An 18926-nucleotide genomic window follows, 5' to 3' on the forward strand; every position below is an offset into this window, starting at 1 on the left:
CCTATGTTCAGCCCGTTGCTGATATTGAACAGCACCAGGCCACTGACACTCTCATCGAAACGGTAGGAGGCACCGAATTCAAAACGCTCCCCGAAATCCAAGATCCCCGTAAGTTCCAGGGACATGGGCGAGGCATCCGCGTAACGGAACATCCCCATGGTCTTCAGATCCAGGGTCTTGCCGAGGAGAAAGGTGTACCCCCCGCTCAGATAGGCGTGCATACGGTCCACACCCAGGTAGGCATTGCCATCACGCTCCTGGAGACGGTCAGGGGTCAACAGCTTCGGTGCCGACACCGAAACAAAATACCTGTCGTGCTTCAAGAACACCCCGGCGCCCACATTGGGCGTGAAACGGCTCTCGTAGCCCACAAGTGCCCCGTCCTGCCCCACTCCGTAGGTGATCAATCCATCGGTATTGGCATCGTAGGAATTCGCGCTCCCCTTGATACCAAAGTACAATGTATGGTCCCCATCCAACTGTATGTGATAGGACACATCGATGGCCACCCAGGTCTGGTGCTCTATAAAGGTCTTGTCGTTCAGGATGGAGACCCCGAGGCCAAGGTTCCTGCCCATCGGCATCCCGAAGATCGCACTTTGGCTCTCCGGTGCCCCTTGGATGCCCGCCCATTGGCTCCTGATGCCCAACGAGAGTTCTGCCGACTCCGAACTTCCCGCAAAAGCGGGGTTATAGATGTTCATATTGTACCGGTAAAAGGTATAGTTCGGATCCTGTTGGGCAAAGACAGAGCATGTTGTGGTTAACAACAGGATTCCTATGGTGGTTAAAAAGGTTTTCATTGATTTAATTTTCTTGTTGATGTTGATTTTTAGTAATTGATAAATATCCAGCCTTGTATTGGGGTAGACCCGTCTCCAAGGTCTATCACGTACAGATAGGATCCCGCAGGGAGTTTTTCGTTCCTGCTCTTGTAGAAACCTCCCCAATCATTGTGGTAGGATTGGGTCGCATACACTTCATGTCCGTAGCGATTGAAAACTTTTACCACATTGTTGGGATAGTTTTCAATGCCTGGAACAATCCATGTATCGTTGTTGCCATCGCCATTGGGCGTAAAGGCCTGGGCCGGGATAATGTTTGGTTTGCTATCCGTTGGGAAATCATCACTGCCATCGGGAACGCCGTCATTGTCATCGTCATCATCGGCGTTGTCCCCAACACCATCTCCATCATTATCAGAATCTTCCATAGCATCTTGTGGAAAAGCATCTTCATTGTCCGGAGTACCATCATTATCATCATCGGTATCGGCATTGTTACCAATTCCGTCTCCATCGGTATCGATATCTTCGGAGGGATCCCAAGGAAACGCATCTTCCGTATCAGGGGTTCCATCATTGTCGTCATCGTCATCGGCATTGTCCCCTATACCATCTCCGTCGTTGTCCACACTCTCGTTCGGATTGTTGGGGAAAGCGTCTTCTGCATCGGGAACGCCATCATTGTCTGAATCCGTGATTTCTCCATAAGGGTAAACATCCTGATCATTGGGAATTCCATCTCCATCAATGTCATCATCCGTATTATTACCAATTCCATCCCCATCGGTATCGGTGTCCTCATTAGGATTCAATGGGAAGGCATCCTCATTGTCCGGGGTTCCGTCATTGTCGTCATCGGTATCGGCATTATCGCCTGTTCCGTCACCATCGGTATCGGTGTCTTCCGTTGGGTCTTTCGGGAAAGCATCGTTGATATCAAGTGTGCCGTCACCATCATCGTCGTCATCGACGTTGTCGCCGGTTCCGTCGCCATCGGTGTCGGTATCCTCCGTTGGGTCTTTCGGGAAGGCATCGTTGATATCCAAGGTACCGTCACCGTCATCATCGTCATCCGCATTGTCGCCTGTTCCATCACCGTCGGTATCGGTATCCTCTGTAGGATCTTTCGGGAAAGCATCGTTGATGTCCAGGGTACCGTCACCGTCATCATCGTCATCCGCATTGTCGCCTGTCCCGTCACCATCGGTATCAGTGTCCTCGTTGGGATCAAAGGGAAAGGCATCTTCTGTATCGGGAGTTCCATCATAGTCGTCATCTGGGTCTGTGCTATCCCCGATACCGTCATTATCACTGTCCAAATCATAATAAGTACCATTTACAAAGCCTAAGGGCTCTGTAGGATTACCTGCTTCATCCCGAGCGATTCCATACATATCATTGAAGAACACCAATTCTCCGGGAATCAATGGGGTAACCAGGATATTGTAGACCAAACCAGGGGTAACCTCCTGTAGTGCTCCAAAGCTGGCCATAGGTTGTCCATTGCCATCCGGAGCGATCATTACCGGGAAAGGAGCCAAGTCAAACACAGGTTCGGAGAACTGCAGTTGAATGCTAAAAGGTTCCAGATAAACGGATTCTTCAATTACCAAACTAGGCTGGGGTCCTGTGGTGTCGATGGTCACTGAACTGCCATCCGTAGTTGCTGTGGCGACCAAATTATCGGTGGATGGATTCGCTGTCAACGTGAATCCAACAGGACCTTCGGAGGTGGTTCCAGATACTTCCACCCATCCCAAATAGGTGTTTTCACCGATTAGGGCACTGTCATCAAAAACGATGTTGGTATTGAAAATGGAAAGCACCACTTCATCAACGGGCCTATTGAAACCAAATTCAACCGATACCCGGTCACCTTCCCTGGCCAATTCCGATGAAGGGTTATCCGAGGTCATTGTAATATGGGTGAACTCAAGGTCCGTTATTATGGTATGGTTGGTATTGGTGGTCTGCGCCGAAGGGTTGCCCAACGCATCCTGATACACCAAGGTGATGTCATAAGAGGCGCCATTTACCAAGGAACTACTGCTAGCCGACACTACTTCGGCAGCGGAAGCAAGGTTTTTGGCATCCACCACTATGGTAGTCAGTTCATCCTTCAATGGATTTTGTAATTGAAGCGTAATGGGGCTATTGGAATCTTCCGCTGAGTTGAAAATTACCTGCACGCTATTGGCCAGTGGTGCTTCGGGCACATAATAATGTATGGTTAGATTGTCATAGGATGTTTCATCCGAAGCGGGCAATAACAATACCGGTGCAGTGGTTTGGGTGTCCACTAAAGGATTAGGGTCCTCGCCATCCAAAAGTCCATCATTATCGTCATCGGTGTCTGCATTGTCCCCAATTCCATCCCCATCGGTATCGGTATCTTCGGTATCATCCAATGGGAAGGCATCATCCACATCTGGAGTACCATCGTCATCGTCATCCGTATCACAAACATCACCTTCACCATCACCATCGGTATCCAATTGGTCGGCATTGGAGATGCTGGCACAGTTGTCTACATCATCGCGAAAACCATCCCCATCGGAATCTGGGTATAGATAGGTAAATCCTGATAATGTTCCTGTGCCTACAGCCGTGACAACTGCAATATCTCCTGATGTTCCCTGGTCCACAACCGCACTGATTTGGGTCGGGGAATCCACAGTAAAGGACGCTGCTGATGTGCCGCCAAAGGTCACATCGGTTGCATTATCAAAATAGGTACCTGTGATCACAACGGTATCGCCAGGTTCGCCGCTGGTTGGTGTAAAACTGTCAATTACAGGAGGATTGTCATTGAAATCAATGTTCGCATCAGAACTGTAAGGACTTCCTGCGCCTGAATTCACTACAATGGATGCATTCCCTCTTCCGAAGGCTGCATCGGTAAACACGAATTGAAGGTTGTCCACATCATCCCCATCAATATGATCGGTGGCGCTACCCGTAAAGGTCAATGTTACTTCTGTAGGTGAGTTAATGGTGAACACTGCGGTTAACCCTGCAGGCAGGTTGGTGATATTGACTTGAGCGGCCGTAAGTTGGCCAGAGCCTAAATCCACAAAGGTATCTTTGGCCAGTAGGAGTTTTAATGCCTTTGAATTATCCAAACTGCCATCATTGGCTGGATTTTCTGCATAGGATGCCCCGAAAGAATATTCATAAATAGTGGAACTTGACTGACCAATTACGAACATTCTATCGTTGTTGGTATTGAATTCCACATCGTAGGGGGATACATCTTCGGCAATCATGTAGGAATCAGCAAGGGTTGCCGAGGTGATATCAAAAGCGGGATCTAGATCATACTCATAAACGGTATTGTGCTGGTCTCCCATGAGATACATTTTTCGCCCGGCCTTTCCAAAGGTCAATCCGCGAACGGAGCCATCTTCGGCAACTGTATAGGTGTTCGCTGTAACAGAGGCAGTGGACACTGAAAACGGAGTTGATAGGTTGTACTCAAAAACGGTATCGGAGAAATCACCAACCATATACATTTTACTTCCATCCAGATTAAAATCAAAACCAAATGGGTTCTGTTCTTGGGTCGTAAAGGTGAAGGAGCCAACGTATGAGGCCGTGGAAATGTCGTAGGCCGTTGCCAGGTTATATTCTTTTACATCGTTGTTCACATAACTTCCCACGTACATTTTGGAACCATCTGTGTTGAATTTTATCTCTGATGGATTAATGGAACTTACCACATAGCTCTGGGAGTATGTAGCGGTTTCTATGTTGAAAGCCTCGGTAAGTTCATATTGGTCAATTTCTTGTGTGGCATCAGCACCCAAGGTGTATAATTTGGTGCCCGAAGGGTCAAATCCAAAACCCAACGATCCTGTTTGGTTGGAGGAAAGGTCCAACGAGCGTTCCAGTGAAGCCAATGAAATTCCCGCTACATAAGATAGAACTGGCTGTTCCAAGAAGGTGAAACCTCCTAAAGTGGCAGTACCACCGGCAGTGGTCACTTCCACATCACCAGATGCAGCAGCGCTGCTCACCACAGCGGTAATTTGGTTGCTGGAATCCACTGTATATGAAGTTGCATCAACTCCACCAAAGGTAACCTGGGTTGCCCCATCAAAATTGGTACCCGAGATGACAACAGAGTCTTCTTGTCCGGCAATGGCTGGAGTAAATGAAGTAATGGTAGGCTCCGGCAAGGCAGTCACCGCTTCAATTTCTCCGCTGGACAGAGCTCGGTCGATAATCACCAAATCATCAATACATCCATTAAAGTATTCCCAAGAAGTGGGTGCTAGATTGTATCCGTTGGTATACGCAAAGCCCAACTGATTAAAACTCATATCCAAATGGGCCACTGATGCCCCAGAGGTATTGGCTTCCAAATTACCGTCCAAGTAAATGGATACCGAATTGGTTCCGGCAGTAAAGTCAACTTGGTGCCAGTTACCGTCATTCACTGCAGTGGATGATATGGCTTGTATACTGGAACTGATTGAAGTCCACAAAGTACCTTTCAATTTTCCATCCGAAGTGATCATCAAAATGGGAATCCAGTTGCTTGGACTGTTGGAAGTGCTGGCGGCAACATTTTGATATCCCAGAATACTACCAGTCCCTGTTGTTTTAAATCTTAAGGAGATGGTAAACTCAGAAAGGTTTCTGATTAGATTGTCCGGTAATTTTACAAATCCGGGGCCATCGTCAAAACAAATGGCCTGACCTTGGGCACCCGTTTGATACGCAACGGTATTGATTTCTGTACCGTCATAGTTGTTGGCGGTGGCATCATCTGCATTGTTTTCGAAGTCATATTGTGCCACTTTATAAATAAAGCCAGAAGCTACGTCATTTCCAGCAGGATTTATTACGGAAACATCTCCGGAAGCACCTGCACCTACTACCGCAGTTACCTGATTATCAGAATCCACGGTGAAACTTGTTGCGGACACTCCACCAAAAGTTATGGCTGTTGTTCCCGTAAAGTAGCTACCCGTAATGATCACGGTTTCCCCATTCCCCGCAATTTTGGGAGAGAAATCCGTTATGATCGCAGAGTCGTCCAAATTAGTGACCGAAATGGTAATGGATTGGCTTGAGCTGCCGTCGCCATCCAAGGCATTTACGGTAATCTGATAGGTATTGTCCGTATTGGCATCACTAGGATGTTCATAATCGGGTGCTGTTTGGAAGGTCAATTCACCTGAGTCTGGATCTATGGAAAATAAATCATTGTCTCCCCCCGATGCCAAACTGTAGGTAATGCCAGAATCATTGCTGCCCCCATCACCATTATTGGCGTTTACATCCAACACGGTTCCTGTACCGTTTTCAGCAAAGTTGGCTGTATTGGCACTGGTAAATGCCGGAAGATTCAATAAAGTATTGTTAGTTACCTGAACGGTTTCACTTAAATCATCCGTGGTGGCATTGCTGTCCGTTTGGTCTTGGGTATGGCTGACGGTATTGATAATATTGTTGGAACTGCCATCGTTCCCCACCACATAATCCGCAGTGGCTTCAATGACCAAAGTTTGCACTGCTCCACTGTTTAGTGTCCCAATGGTCCAATTTGGGCTAGACCAACTACCCGCCGTGGGTGTTGCGTCTACCAAGGTCAATCCAGCGGGAAGCACATCGGTAACCACCAAGTTAGTTACTGGTGCATTTCCCAAGTTTTGTACCCTAATGGTAAAATTGACCGTGTCACCATCGTCAATACTGTTGGCATCAGCCGTTGTGCGAACATATATATCCGGATCACAGTAGTATACCGATGTAGTCTGTGAATCATAGTCACAGTTACTTTTGGACACCTGTACAAAATAATCGCCTGCCTCAGTTGGGTTATAAGTGGCGGAAGTGGCTCCCGAAATCTCCTCTCCATTAAAATACCATTGAAACGACTGGTAATCCCCAGAGTTGGTCACAGTTAGGCTTGCCCCTGGAAGACAAACGTCCCCTGTTATGGCCACATTCACGTCTGAAACGTTATCAAAACCGGAAAAATAACCGGCAACACTCCTACTTCCCGCGTATCCAAAAAAACCAACGGCTATAGAAGAGGTGGAAGTCACCTCTACCTTACCGCTTAGCCCAGAAATATAGAATGTTTTCCAATCCGAGTTCCCCGATACTGCTTGGGAAGCCGGTTTGGTAACCACCCCGCTTCCATCTGTGACCACAATATCATTATCAGGGGAGGCTGTTGAGGCAATTATGGTTATACCTGAAGTAAAGCTCAAGCCGGCAATATTGGAAATATCGCTAATATTGTTCAGGGTATCAGGCAGCAGACAGCTTACCGGTGCAATAAAGTTCATGCCAATGTTGGCCCCAGAATCCGTTCCCGCATTGGTTTGATAGGCATAGGCATTCTTAGAAGTCCTCACATACATATTGGCTCCAGCCGTTGTTCCTGAATAATTGGAACCATCTACTTTGTAGTATTCTCCTGCATCAATGGTGGCAACGGCCGTACCGCTGTTCCCTACAAAAACGTCCGTACTATTTTCGGTTGCCAGAATAATGGCAAACTCGAGCGGGTCGCTTCCATTGCCACGGACAAAAATGTATTCTTTTCCCAATAAATCAACCGGAACGGGCTGGTCAATACCAGCATCCCTGATATCCGAATCTGGGAGAACGGAATAGTTTAGACCTCCATTGCTGATTACAATATCTTTATCGGAAGATACCGAAGCACCCAACCAACCTTCCAAATTATAATCGGTTTGGTCCACCACGGCTTCTACCACATAGCTTTCATTTGCGTTCAAGGTAATGGTCATGGTGTCATCAGTGATTCCGGCTGCATTGGCACCCAAACGAAAAACACTGTTGATATCATAATCTGAAATGGTCACCGTGGTATTATCCTCAGTGGCCATGATTCCCAAAGTAGTACTGTTGTTGACATTTCCCGACCTTGATTGAGGAATGCCTCCCCATCTAAATTGGGTCCCCATGGCTGCCCGTCCCTTACTGGTCAGTGACGTTGCTTGGGAACCACTGTATGCCCTATAGTTTACATAAAACTGTTCACCTCCCTGTGATTTGAACCTAAGACCACTACTGGAAAGTACCACCCCGGTATTGGCATCGGTTACCATGGAGATATTGTTGTCCCCATTGCCCAAAGAATACACTCCAGGAGACGAATTGGAAATGGAAATCGTAGTTACCGGTGTGACACTCGTCCCTACAAAAACATCTACATTAAATGCAGTGGAGTTTGGGGTTGATAGATATACCGATTGCGTTTCAACAGCAGCCGTTGACGACCTTTGTTTTAAGGGCGGTAAATAATGTAGATCACTAAGTTGTGCAAAACTCTTTCCTACAAATAAAAACAACAGTAAAAAGAAAAAAAACGATGGTTTTTGGTTGTGCATTGGTTGTTGGTTTTAATATCTATTTGGTTTTTTGATTCAGCCCTAAAAAGGACATAGCATGGTCATGCCACAAGACAAGGGTGATTGTGATTTTGCTCCAAATCACTTGAAGCATCCGAAAAAGACCTGAAAAATTAGACGGAAATTCTAGTAGTGCTATGTCATAAAAATGGGAACTGTTTTGGTTTTTCTAAACTGTGTTATTAAACCATTTTCTTACAGTGTTCATTTGGGTGTCGTATGTTTGTACGATGTTTCCTATTCTCATGAAAAAAACGGGGTGTGTTCCGGGTTATTTTATGGAATCGTCCAAGAAATTGACAAATATCAATTTTAGGTCATTTTCTTACAAAAAACAAAGTAATTCAACCAATAAATCTATATGAATCAATACCGTAAGTGTTCTTACAGAATAAAACATGGGGAAACAAACCACCTTAAATCCAACGTATTGTGACCTATATCAATGTTCAACACCATACCTATCCTGTGTATTGAGGGATTTTATGTCATGGAGGCGACGGTAGATTAAATCAAAAACAGGGTAGGTCTTCCAAGGCCGATCTGAGGATATTGAGGTCTTAATAGCGCCCCTCAAACATTATCCATGCATGATCGGAAATGGATTTTCTTTCTTCTTGACCTTTTTATAAGGAATCTAATTGTGAATGAGTTGAAACCGTTCCTGTGGTTTCGCTTTAAGTAGTATAATACGTTTGTCCAAAATCAAATCATATGAAAAGATATGAATAAGATAATGACCACACCCAGTCTTTGGCAGATGCATTGGTCTTTGAACATCTTTAGCTTTGTTCACTTTAGAGTTTTTCAGAATCTAATCCTGAATAAACCAATCAGTATCACTCAAGCGACTAAAATAACGCCCCGCTCGAAGTTTTGTAAGGACAAATATCAATTCTCCCCAACATAAAAGGGAATATTGGCAGTTGCCGAATGATTGTTCCCATCATTTGCATAAACAAACAATCTATATGCACCTTTTTGACTTGGTGCAGCAAATTTCAAGGTAGTTCCAGATTCTTGTATGAACAATCCCTCAACACTTCTTGGGCGATCCTCATGATCCCCCCCTTCACCTTGACTTTGACTTTCCGGTAATATTTCCCAATGAAAATCCAAATTATCACCATCTGGTTCTGTTAAGGAAAGTTGTGAAGCATATTCCTGACCTGCCTTTAAATGAACATTTTGTTGAGCCGTTTTTCCATCCAATACAAACGAAACAATTTTGGGGGATCGGTTTGCAGGCCATTGTCCGTTCCATATATAGTGCATCACATCTACTGCTTCCGTTTCATTTCCATTTTCCAAGAAAATGCCGTACCAAGTTGGAGTTCGTTCCTGTTTGTTCCCCCATAGAAAAACGTAGGAGCCCAAACACTTTTCTTGATCCACGGCAATACCATTTTGATACCTTTTCAAATAGTTATCGGCTTTGACCGTGGTATTTTCTTCCAAAGGAGCACCCCATTCCGTTTGGGGAACTTCCCAATGTCCGGTGGCCCCCCATTCCGTCACCATGTAAGGCCCATCCCATTGATACTCTTGCAACAAGCGAGGCAAGCTGGGTAGGTCTCCGTACATCTGAATGGATAAAATGTCAATTTGGGGGCATTTTTGCTTAACGAAATCAATCTCCCGTTGTGATACCCCTGCCAAAGTGGTCGTAGTAGGGTGATTGCCATCAATCTGATGGATCATGTTTGCAATATCATTCACGGCATCCCATACTTTGGGATTGGTGTAATTCAAATTCAATTCATTTCCAATGCACCAAATTAGAAGGGCTGGATGATCCTTTAGGGACATGACCTCCTCACGGATCCGTTGTTTTTGAGCTTCCACCAGATCAGTATCGTTATAGTCGAATCCATGGCGTTCGCTACCCATTTCCAATCCCATGGTCACCATCAACCCATTTTTCTTGGCCTCATCCAATACTTCCTTTCCAGATTGTTGTCCATTGCCAGTACGCCAAGTCCTAAAACTATTTCCTCCATGCTCGGCCAAGGACTTTATGTTTCCAAATTCCAAACCGGCCCCATGAATAAAAAAAGGTTTCCCATTAACACTCAGGGAAAAACCGCCCTGTTTTTCAGTGACCGTTACGGATGAGGGACCCTCGGTTTCCCTTTTTGAACTGCTATTTACTATCTGTTCACTATGGACCTTTTCTTTACAACCCAGAAACAGAGCCATAAGGGCCAGGACTGGCAAAAGTTGCTTCATGTTCATTATAAATCCCTTAAAAATTATGGTAACACAATAGGGGTACAATTCATTGGCCCTCATAAAGAATCCGATTATTGATACACCCTGATATAGTCAACTTCCAATGTTGATGAAACGAACGAAGGATCTATGGCCCCCCCAAAATTACCTCCCATGGCCACATTCAAAATCAAGAAAAAGTCTTTATCGAACGGACGGTTTGCATCATTGGAAAGGGTACCGTATTCCACATCGTCTACCAAGAATGTAATTTCTGTTTCAGTCCAAATAACACTGTACACATGAAAATCATCGGAAACACCGCTGATGGTAGTTGTAACACTTCTGGAATTGCCCGCAAAATTTAAAGGGTCGTGGGTGGTCCCTACGATCACATCTTGGTTGTTGCCCACATGTTCCATGATATCAATTTCACCGGCGGCCGGCCAACTATTGGTTTCAAAATCCGCACCCAGCATCCAAATGGCCGGCCAAGTACCCCCACCTGTTGGCAATTTGGCCCTTGCATCGACCCTACCATACTGAAATTCAAAATTTTGATAGGTTTGGATTCGGGACGAGGTGTAACCACTACCATTAAAACTTTCTGCTTTTGCCGTAATCTTGAGCAGACCATTTTCCTGGATGATGTTTTCAGGACGATCGGTATAGTATTGTAACTCGTTGTTGCCCCAGCCATTGTCCCCTGTGCCCAAATCATAGTTCCAAATGGAAGGGTCCGGTGCACCATCTACATTAAACTCTTCTGACCAAACCAAGGTATCAAAATTGGCTTCAGAACCGCCATCACCCTGTTCGCTTACCGGGGTGGTAGAGAATTTAAGATACCAAGCCAAATTGGGATCATTACCATCTATAGCCCTTACATACATGGAAGTAGCCGTGATATTGAGAATTTCATAGGTTGAGGTGCTGATGTAGTATCCCATAAAGCCATCATTGGTGAAATTCATAACCGTACCCCTTGCACTGAATGCCGGATCTGGAACCTGGGACCAGTCTACCGTTGTAGGAGATAAAGATACACTGCTCACTCCCGAAGTATCAAAATCAAAACAGGCATCTTCGGCACCCGGGCCGCCAACCACATCTTGGTGCCCGACATTAAAGAACGTGGCTCCTTTGTTATCCTGCACATAGGTCAACTGGTTTCCTGTTGCATTCAATGAAAATGTAAGCTCGTCATCGCAAAAACAGGAACTGGCCTCCAAATCACACTTTTCAAAAGGATTGGCAGAATAGAAGGCTGGATACCAAAATTGATCGGGCAAAAAGGCGAAAGTTGCCCCCACCCCAAGATGACCGGGCTCCACAGCGGCCAAATACCAAGTTTTGGATGATGGAGAAACAACCGTTCCTTCATCATTCAATTCCCCGCCCGTCAATAATTCCATGGCTTCATAATCAGAGAAATCACTTTCAACAGCCACTTGATATGATGCCGATGAACTTACCCCACCAGTACCATAAGCCACTACGGAATAGTTATAAGTATTCAATCCCACCAAAGTAAATCGTTTGGTAACGGTTCCATTGGGCGAAACCTGAACGTCTCCATCACTGAATTTGAAGGTATAGGATATTGCGTTGTCCGCACTGGCAGTAAACACCACTATTCCAGAACCATCGGTACTTACCTGTGTTGAAACCGATAAATTAGACGGCACCACAATGAGATCCAAGGTAGGTTCTTCCTCCTGGCATCCTATAATGATAAGAGCGATTGCCCATGTTAGTGCTAATATGGCCTTTTTCATTTCCTTAGATTTTTAATCTTTTATCAACTTATATTGCCAAAATACCCCAGCTCCTGATTCAATGATTACGTTCATGGTAGTATCATTATCGGTCAATGTTACCGTGTAAGTAATGGAATCCGGAAGGGCCACATTGGGAAGCTCCCCTGCATTTACCGCCTTTGGGAGTCCAATATAAGCTCCGGCTCCATTAATGGTCAATGTACCCGCATTGGCCTCATATGCAAAGGTTGCAGCAGCAGATCCATCATGGGGAGCAACGGGTGTTCCACAAGCGTCGGAACCACCTTGCCAGCCTTCAATCCAAGTATCGGCACCCAAAACGTTCATAAAAGAACCATCGCCACCGAACACATAGGTATCATCAAAATAACAGGCCCTTGTGGTCACCCCTGCTTCATCTATGGCAAACCAACTGATATCGCCAGGTGCAGGACCTACACCCAATGAACCTGCTTCAGGGGCCATTCTCCAAGTACCTTCCAATGGGGAAGGAGTGTCTTTAATCAGTTTATATTGCCAGAAAACGCCTGCTCCCGACTCAATGATTACGTTCATGGTGTTATTGTTGTCCGATAAAGTAACATTGTAAGTGATGGAAGTAGGCACCGCCACATTGGGAAGTTCTCCCGCATTCACTGCTTTGGGAAGCCCAATATAAGCTCCGGTACCATTAATGGTCAATGTACCAGCGCCTGCATCATAAACATAGGTTGCGGGAGCCGAACCATCATGTGGCGCGACCGGCACTCCACAGGCATCCGAACCTCCTTGCCATCCTTCGATCCACGTTTCCGAACCTAGCACGTTTGCAAACGAACCACCTTCACCAAAAACATAAGTATCATCAAAATAACAGGCCCTTGTGGTCACTCCTGCTTCATCAATGGCAAACCAACTGATATCCCCGGGGGCAGGACCTACACCCAATGAACCCGCTTCTGGGGCCATGCGCCATGTTCCTGCCAATGAAACAGGTGGAACACTTCTCAACAGTTTATACTGCCAGAACACACCGGTGCCGGATTCAATGAACACACTCAACGTATTGTTGTCCACAAGGGAAACATTATAGGTAATGGATGATGGTACTGCCACGTTTGGAAGTTCCCCTTCATTCACTGCCTTAGGAAGACCAATATAGGCTCCAGTACCGTTAATGGTCACTGTACCTGCCACACCATCAACTGTGTAGGTCGCAGGTGCGGAGCCATCATGCGGTGCAACGGGAGCCCCACAGGCATCTGAGCCTCCTTGCCATCCCTCAATCCAGGATTCAGCACCAAGGCTGTTCACAAAAGTACCATCCTGATTAAAGGTATAGGTATCATCAAAATAACAGGCCCTTGTGGTCACTCCAGCCTCATCAATGGCAAACCAACTGATATCCCCGGGAGCAGGGCCCACACCAAGTGAGCCTGCTTCTGGAGCCATTACCCAGGTTCCGATCAAATCCTCAGTGGTGATGGTCACCGGATCTTTTATGTTAATGGTCTGTGTTGTTTCTACAGTAACAGCGCTTACCCCACGTGCAACCACTCTTACTTCGTAGTCGCCCGCTGAGGCATAAACGTGATTTACGGTTTCCCCATTCATGATGGTCGTCGGTTCCTCATCCTCAACATCGCCAAAATACACATCAAAAACAGTAGCATTGGCTGCCGTTGGCGCAACCGTAACTTCATAGGAATTTGTGGCGGAAACGGTCACATCCACGTTCAAATCACTGGGTGGTGTAAACGAAATGATCACTATCCTACTCAACTCGCTGGTAAGACCTGTTGGACCCACCCCGATTATTTTCAGGGTGAATTCGCCCTCCCCATACGTATGGGTAACCATCTCCCCCGGAGCGGCTTCGGTGGCGTCCTCGTCCTCGGTATCCCCAAAATATATTTGGAATACAGAGGCTCCTTCCCCTGTTGGAGTCACAGAAACGGTCCCTGTGTCATCATTAGAAATATCGAAGATGGCACTTAGGTTTGTAGGCGCGGAGATATCCTGAAAAACATAGGATTGTTCCTTATCGTCTTCGCAAGAACCAAGCATGCCAAGCACTAGAAAAAGTACTGTTAGGTGTTTAAAATATTTCATATTTCAAAGTTTAATTTTTATTAATACCCAGGGTTTTGTTGCCAGCGGTTCCCGGCCAATTCAATTTCTATGGATGGGATGGGAAACAATTCATTTTTTCCGACCTGGAAGCCATCTATCTCAGTGGCGGCCCTACCCGTTCTTACCAAATCAAAGAAGCGATGACCTTCCCCAACCAACTCCACTCTTCTTTCTTGATATATGGCTGTTGTCAGTGCGTTTCCAGTACCAGTAGCATCGGGAAGACCAGCCCTGTTCCGTACCTCATTCAGATACAGTAATGCAGTATCATCGTCTATTCCTCCCCTGTTTAGGGCTTCGGCAGCCATGAGCAGCACATCTGCGTAGCGGATAGCGCGATAATTATTCGGGTTGGTCAAATTGGCATCTCCCGTGTTCAGGTCTCCTTTTCTGGCGATGTATTTTCTATTATAATATCCAGTATGTTCAAATCCTTCATTGTAGGAAACTCCAGTATTCGATGCTGCCCAAGCTTCTATATCCAGAATGGCCACATCCCTTCTTAGGTCCCCATCCTCAAAGGCATCATATGCTTCCTGGGTCGGTACGTTAAAGCTAAAACCAGATTCAAAAACGGGCCCTGTATAGTTTCGGATACCATTGAAACCTACTGCAACGTTTCCTTCGCTACACTGTAGACAACCAAACCCTGCTCCTTCTACATCGGTATACTGTACTTCAAAGACGGACTCTATATTATTCTCGTTATCGTTTTCGAACATGGTACTGTAATCTTCCAAAAGGTCATAGTTTTTTGAGTTGATAACCTCCTGCAGCACCGCAGCCGATTCTTCAAATTTCTCCTGGTAGAGATACACCTTACCCAAGAGAGCCTGTGCGGCACCCTTCGTGGCCCTTCCTACCTCAGATTGAACCTCTGGAAGATTGGACGCGGCATAAATGAGGTCTTGCTCAATTTGCGCGTACACTTTAGAAGCCGGAGTCCTTTCCACTACGTTCTGGTCTCCGAACAACAGCCGTTGGTCCACGGCCAAGGGCACGTCACCAAACCATTTCACCAATTCAAAATAGTAATACGCTCTCAGAAAAGTTGCCTCGGCAAGTACTACATTTTTGTTTGGAAAATCTGTTTTGTCCTTAAATTCCAACACATAATTGGCCCGATTTACCCCAGCGAACATCCAACTCCAAATATCCCTTAACTGTTGGTTCACAGGAGTGTGTGTCATATTATCCACTTCTTGGATTCCAGGGACATCCGTGGCGCTTTCACCACCGGCCAAAGTGTTATCGGAAGCAATTTCTCCCAACATGACATTCAAATAGGTAGACTGCAACATATCGTATGCGGCAATTAGGGCACTTTGGTAATCCTCCTCGGAATTGAAGAAGTTTTCGGTATCCTCATTGAACGAATCCACATCAACAAAGCTGTCTGTACAAGCCCATAAGATCAGGCTCAATAGCAGTACAACAAGACTATTTTTCATGACTAATATTTTAGATTTGCTCATCATTTTTATCCCATTAAAATTTTAGGTTCACTCCCAATAAATAGGTTCTGGGTACCGGATAAAATCCTTGGTCTATACCTGCACCTATCGGTGCCCCGGAGGAAGCACTTGGGTCGTACCCGCGATATTTGGTAAAAGTGTAAATGTTATTGACAGAAACATAAACCCGGAGCTTATCGGCACCGAAACGATCCATAAAATCATTGGAAAATGTATAGCCCAATTGTGCATTTTGTAGCCGGACAAAAGAGCCATCCTCAACATAAAAATCAGAAAACAACGTATTGGAAGTGGCCCCAGTGGTTACCCTTGGATAGGTATTGGTCGATCCTTCACCCGTCCAACGATTGAGTGCATAAACAGATTTATTCACCAAGGGTTGATTCCGTTCATAATTCCTCACAATTTCATTCCCTATGGATGCAAAGGCGTACGTGCCAAAGTCGAAGTTTTTATAGGTTATGGACAAATTCAGCCCCATTGTCGCATCAGGAATGGGATTTCCAATGTCTACACGGTCGTCGGAATCAATGACATTGTCCCCATTTTGATCCACAAAACGCAAATCGCCGGGAGCAGCATTCGCTTGGGTCGCATGGGCATCCACTTCGCCTTGGTTTTGAAAAACACCATCGGTTTCCAAACCAAAGAAATAGCCAATAGGTTTTCCTGCTTCCATCCTAGCCGGTGGGTCTTGCCCAACACCGAAGCCCCCTCCTTGCAGAAAGCCCGCTTCATTGTTTACCTCGGTCACCTCATTTTCCAAAAGGGTCACATTATAGTTGACCCCCAATGAAAAATCCTCTGATGGGCTGTACTTGTATCCAATGGCAAATTCGATTCCCTTGTTCACTACGGTTCCTCCATTGACGATTGGGGCCTGTGCCCCCGGTGCCGAAGCCCCCAAAATTCCTGATACTTGGGGCTGCAAAAGCAAGCCATCGGTTGTTTTGTTGAAATAATCCGCGGTAATATCAATGGCATCATTGAAAAGACGAAGATCAAGACCGATATCATAGGTTTTTTGTTCTTCCCATTGAATGGCGGGATTGGGCAGTACTCCCACTGCTTGACCAAATACCAATTCACCATTCAGCACATAGGCAGCCTCTCCTCCCAATACACCCCTAAAACCGTTGGAAGCAATTCTGTCGTTACCCAAAATTCCGTAGCTACCTCTCAATTTTAAAAAGTTGATGGTCTTGTTTTCCTTCAAAAAATTCTCATCTGAAGCAATCCAACCTACAGAACCAGAGGGAAAATACCCGAATCGGTTTTCTGGACCGAACTTGGTGGAACCATCCCTTCTGATAACCCCTGAAAAAAGATATTTTCCTTTGTAGTCATATTGAACCCGAGCAAAATATGAAAGGAGGCGTTCATCGAACTTGCCACTCAATCCACTGTCGACCAATCCATTTCTTTGATCAACGGTGTTGGCAATATCAGCTTCGGGAAAAGAGACTTCATTTTCGAAGAATCCTGTAGTGGTTCCCGAAAAAAGTCCTGTGGTCCTAAAAACCGAGGTTCCTAGGGTCACTTGAAAATTATGGTCCCCATTCAGGGTTTTGGTATAATTCAGGAAAGCATCAAAAGTGTAATCCCTGAAAAGATCCTTGTTCACTGCCAATGAGTTTCGACCAATATTGTTGAACACCTTCCCTGAACCGTAAAAAACCGTAGGTGAAAAATTCCTTCCCTGTACTTCTGCATAATTGAACTGTAAACTCGTTTCTACCGTAAAATCCTCCAAAAACTTATAATTGAGCGCAAACTTTCCGCTCAATCGGTCCACTTTGTTTGCATTGAAGGTGTTAGCTACCTGAGCTATCGGATTTATCACTTCATTGCCCAGACCTTCGGCCAATGTATAGTCGCCATTGGCGTCCCTCACCGAAAAAGTCGGTGCATTGTTCAAGGCATTAAATAGGACTGAACCTATAGCATTTTCGGACAGGGTTTTTCTTTCGGTCCCTGTGTACAACAAATTGGCGGTCAACTTGAGATTTTCTAATAAATCCGTATTAAAATTGACCCGCGTGGTATATCTTTTGAAATTGGCCTTGTTCCCACCTACAATACCATCTTGTGTTAAAAGTGAAGCTCCAAAGGAATAGGTGGATTTTTCACTTCCCCCATTGATGGTCAAATTATGGTTGAAGATCGGGGCATTTTGAAAGACCTCATCTTGCCAGTCGGTCCCTGTACCCAATCCAGCAAAGTTGGGATAAGGGTTGGGCTGGCCATTGGCTGCGAAAGCCTCGTTGATCAAAACGGCATATTCGGTAGCGTTCAATACGGGAATGGTCCTGGAGGTTTGTTGAAAGCCACCGTAGGCATCATAACTAAACTTAAGTTCCGAGTTTTTACGACCGGTCTTGGTTGTGATCAATACAACACCATTTGCAGCCCTTACCCCATAAATTCCCGCGGTGGCATCTTTCAATACATTTATGCTTTCTATATCTCCGGGGTTGAGCACACTGAGGTCTTCTATTACGTTGCCATCGACCAATATCAAAGGTCTATTGTCCCCGTTGGTGGAGATTCCCCTGATCCTGATATTGGAACCACTACCTGGTGACCCGGATTCTGAAGTAATGTTGACCCCCGAAATTTGGCCTTGAAGGGCTTGCTCGATCCTTGTTGGATTCAGTTCCTCAATGGTCTGTGACCCAACGACCGCAACTGCGCCTGTCACTTCCTTTTTAGTCTGGGTGCCATATCCAATGACCACAACCTCATCCAGAGCACTGACGTCTTCTTGCATGTAAACTGTGATGGCGTTAAGATTACGTATTTCAATTTCAGTGGTCTTGAAACTGATGTAGGAGAAAACCAGAACATCCCCTATGCCAACATTGGAAAGGGAAAAGTTACCATCAAAGTCGGTTGTGGTTCCGTTGGAGGTATTTTTCACCACAACATTAACTCCGGGAAGTGGTTCATTGGTAGACTGATCGTATACCATACCCGTTATGGTGGAATTTTGGCCGTATGTGAAACTTATTGCTAATAGCAAAAACAGAATAGATAGGATATGCTTCATCTGTAGAGTAATTAGAAGCTGCAACCTATCCCTAAAATTTTAAGATGCCATAAAAATCACCTCAACAAAAAATATACATTATTAAAAAAAAGCATGTAAAATTACATTATCATCAAGAA

At 45.4% G+C, this 18926-nt stretch carries 7 protein-coding genes; all 7 read right to left on the reverse strand.

Features of this window, described 5'->3' with window-relative positions; genetic code table 11:
- Positions 1-803, reverse strand: an 803-nt coding sequence (locus D2U88_RS07035; RefSeq protein ID WP_147378548.1) for a PorP/SprF family type IX secretion system membrane protein, incomplete at its 3' end; no start/stop codon positions are given.
- Positions 804-832: 29 nt separating this feature from the next.
- Positions 833-8158 carry a T9SS type B sorting domain-containing protein gene (locus D2U88_RS19700; protein ID WP_235855744.1) on the reverse strand — a complete coding sequence of 2442 codons (7326 nt, stop codon included), beginning with the start codon at positions 8156-8158 and terminating at the stop codon, positions 833-835.
- 912 nt (positions 8159-9070) lie between these two features.
- On the reverse strand, positions 9071-10408 hold the full coding sequence (locus D2U88_RS07070; RefSeq protein ID WP_119639807.1) for a glycoside hydrolase family 2 TIM barrel-domain containing protein: 1338 nt from the start codon (positions 10406-10408) through the stop codon (positions 9071-9073).
- 74 nt (positions 10409-10482) lie between these two features.
- Positions 10483-12168, reverse strand: coding sequence for a family 16 glycosylhydrolase (locus tag D2U88_RS07075; protein WP_119639673.1), 1686 nt, complete (start codon positions 12166-12168; stop codon positions 10483-10485).
- A gap of 12 nt (positions 12169-12180) precedes the next feature.
- Positions 12181-14262: a PKD domain-containing protein gene (locus D2U88_RS07080; protein WP_119639675.1), complete on the reverse strand. Its 2082-nt coding sequence runs from the start codon at positions 14260-14262 to the stop codon at positions 12181-12183.
- A gap of 20 nt (positions 14263-14282) precedes the next feature.
- Positions 14283-15734: a RagB/SusD family nutrient uptake outer membrane protein gene (locus D2U88_RS07085; protein ID WP_235855745.1), complete on the reverse strand. Its 1452-nt coding sequence runs from the start codon at positions 15732-15734 to the stop codon at positions 14283-14285.
- Between the two features lie 37 nt (positions 15735-15771).
- Positions 15772-18807, reverse strand: coding sequence for a SusC/RagA family TonB-linked outer membrane protein (locus tag D2U88_RS07090; protein WP_119639679.1), 3036 nt, complete (start codon positions 18805-18807; stop codon positions 15772-15774).
- Positions 18808-18926 lie beyond the last annotated feature (119 nt).

It is taken from the genome of Flagellimonas aequoris, from assembly GCF_003584165.1.
Classification (GTDB): domain Bacteria; phylum Bacteroidota; class Bacteroidia; order Flavobacteriales; family Flavobacteriaceae; genus Flagellimonas; species Flagellimonas aequoris.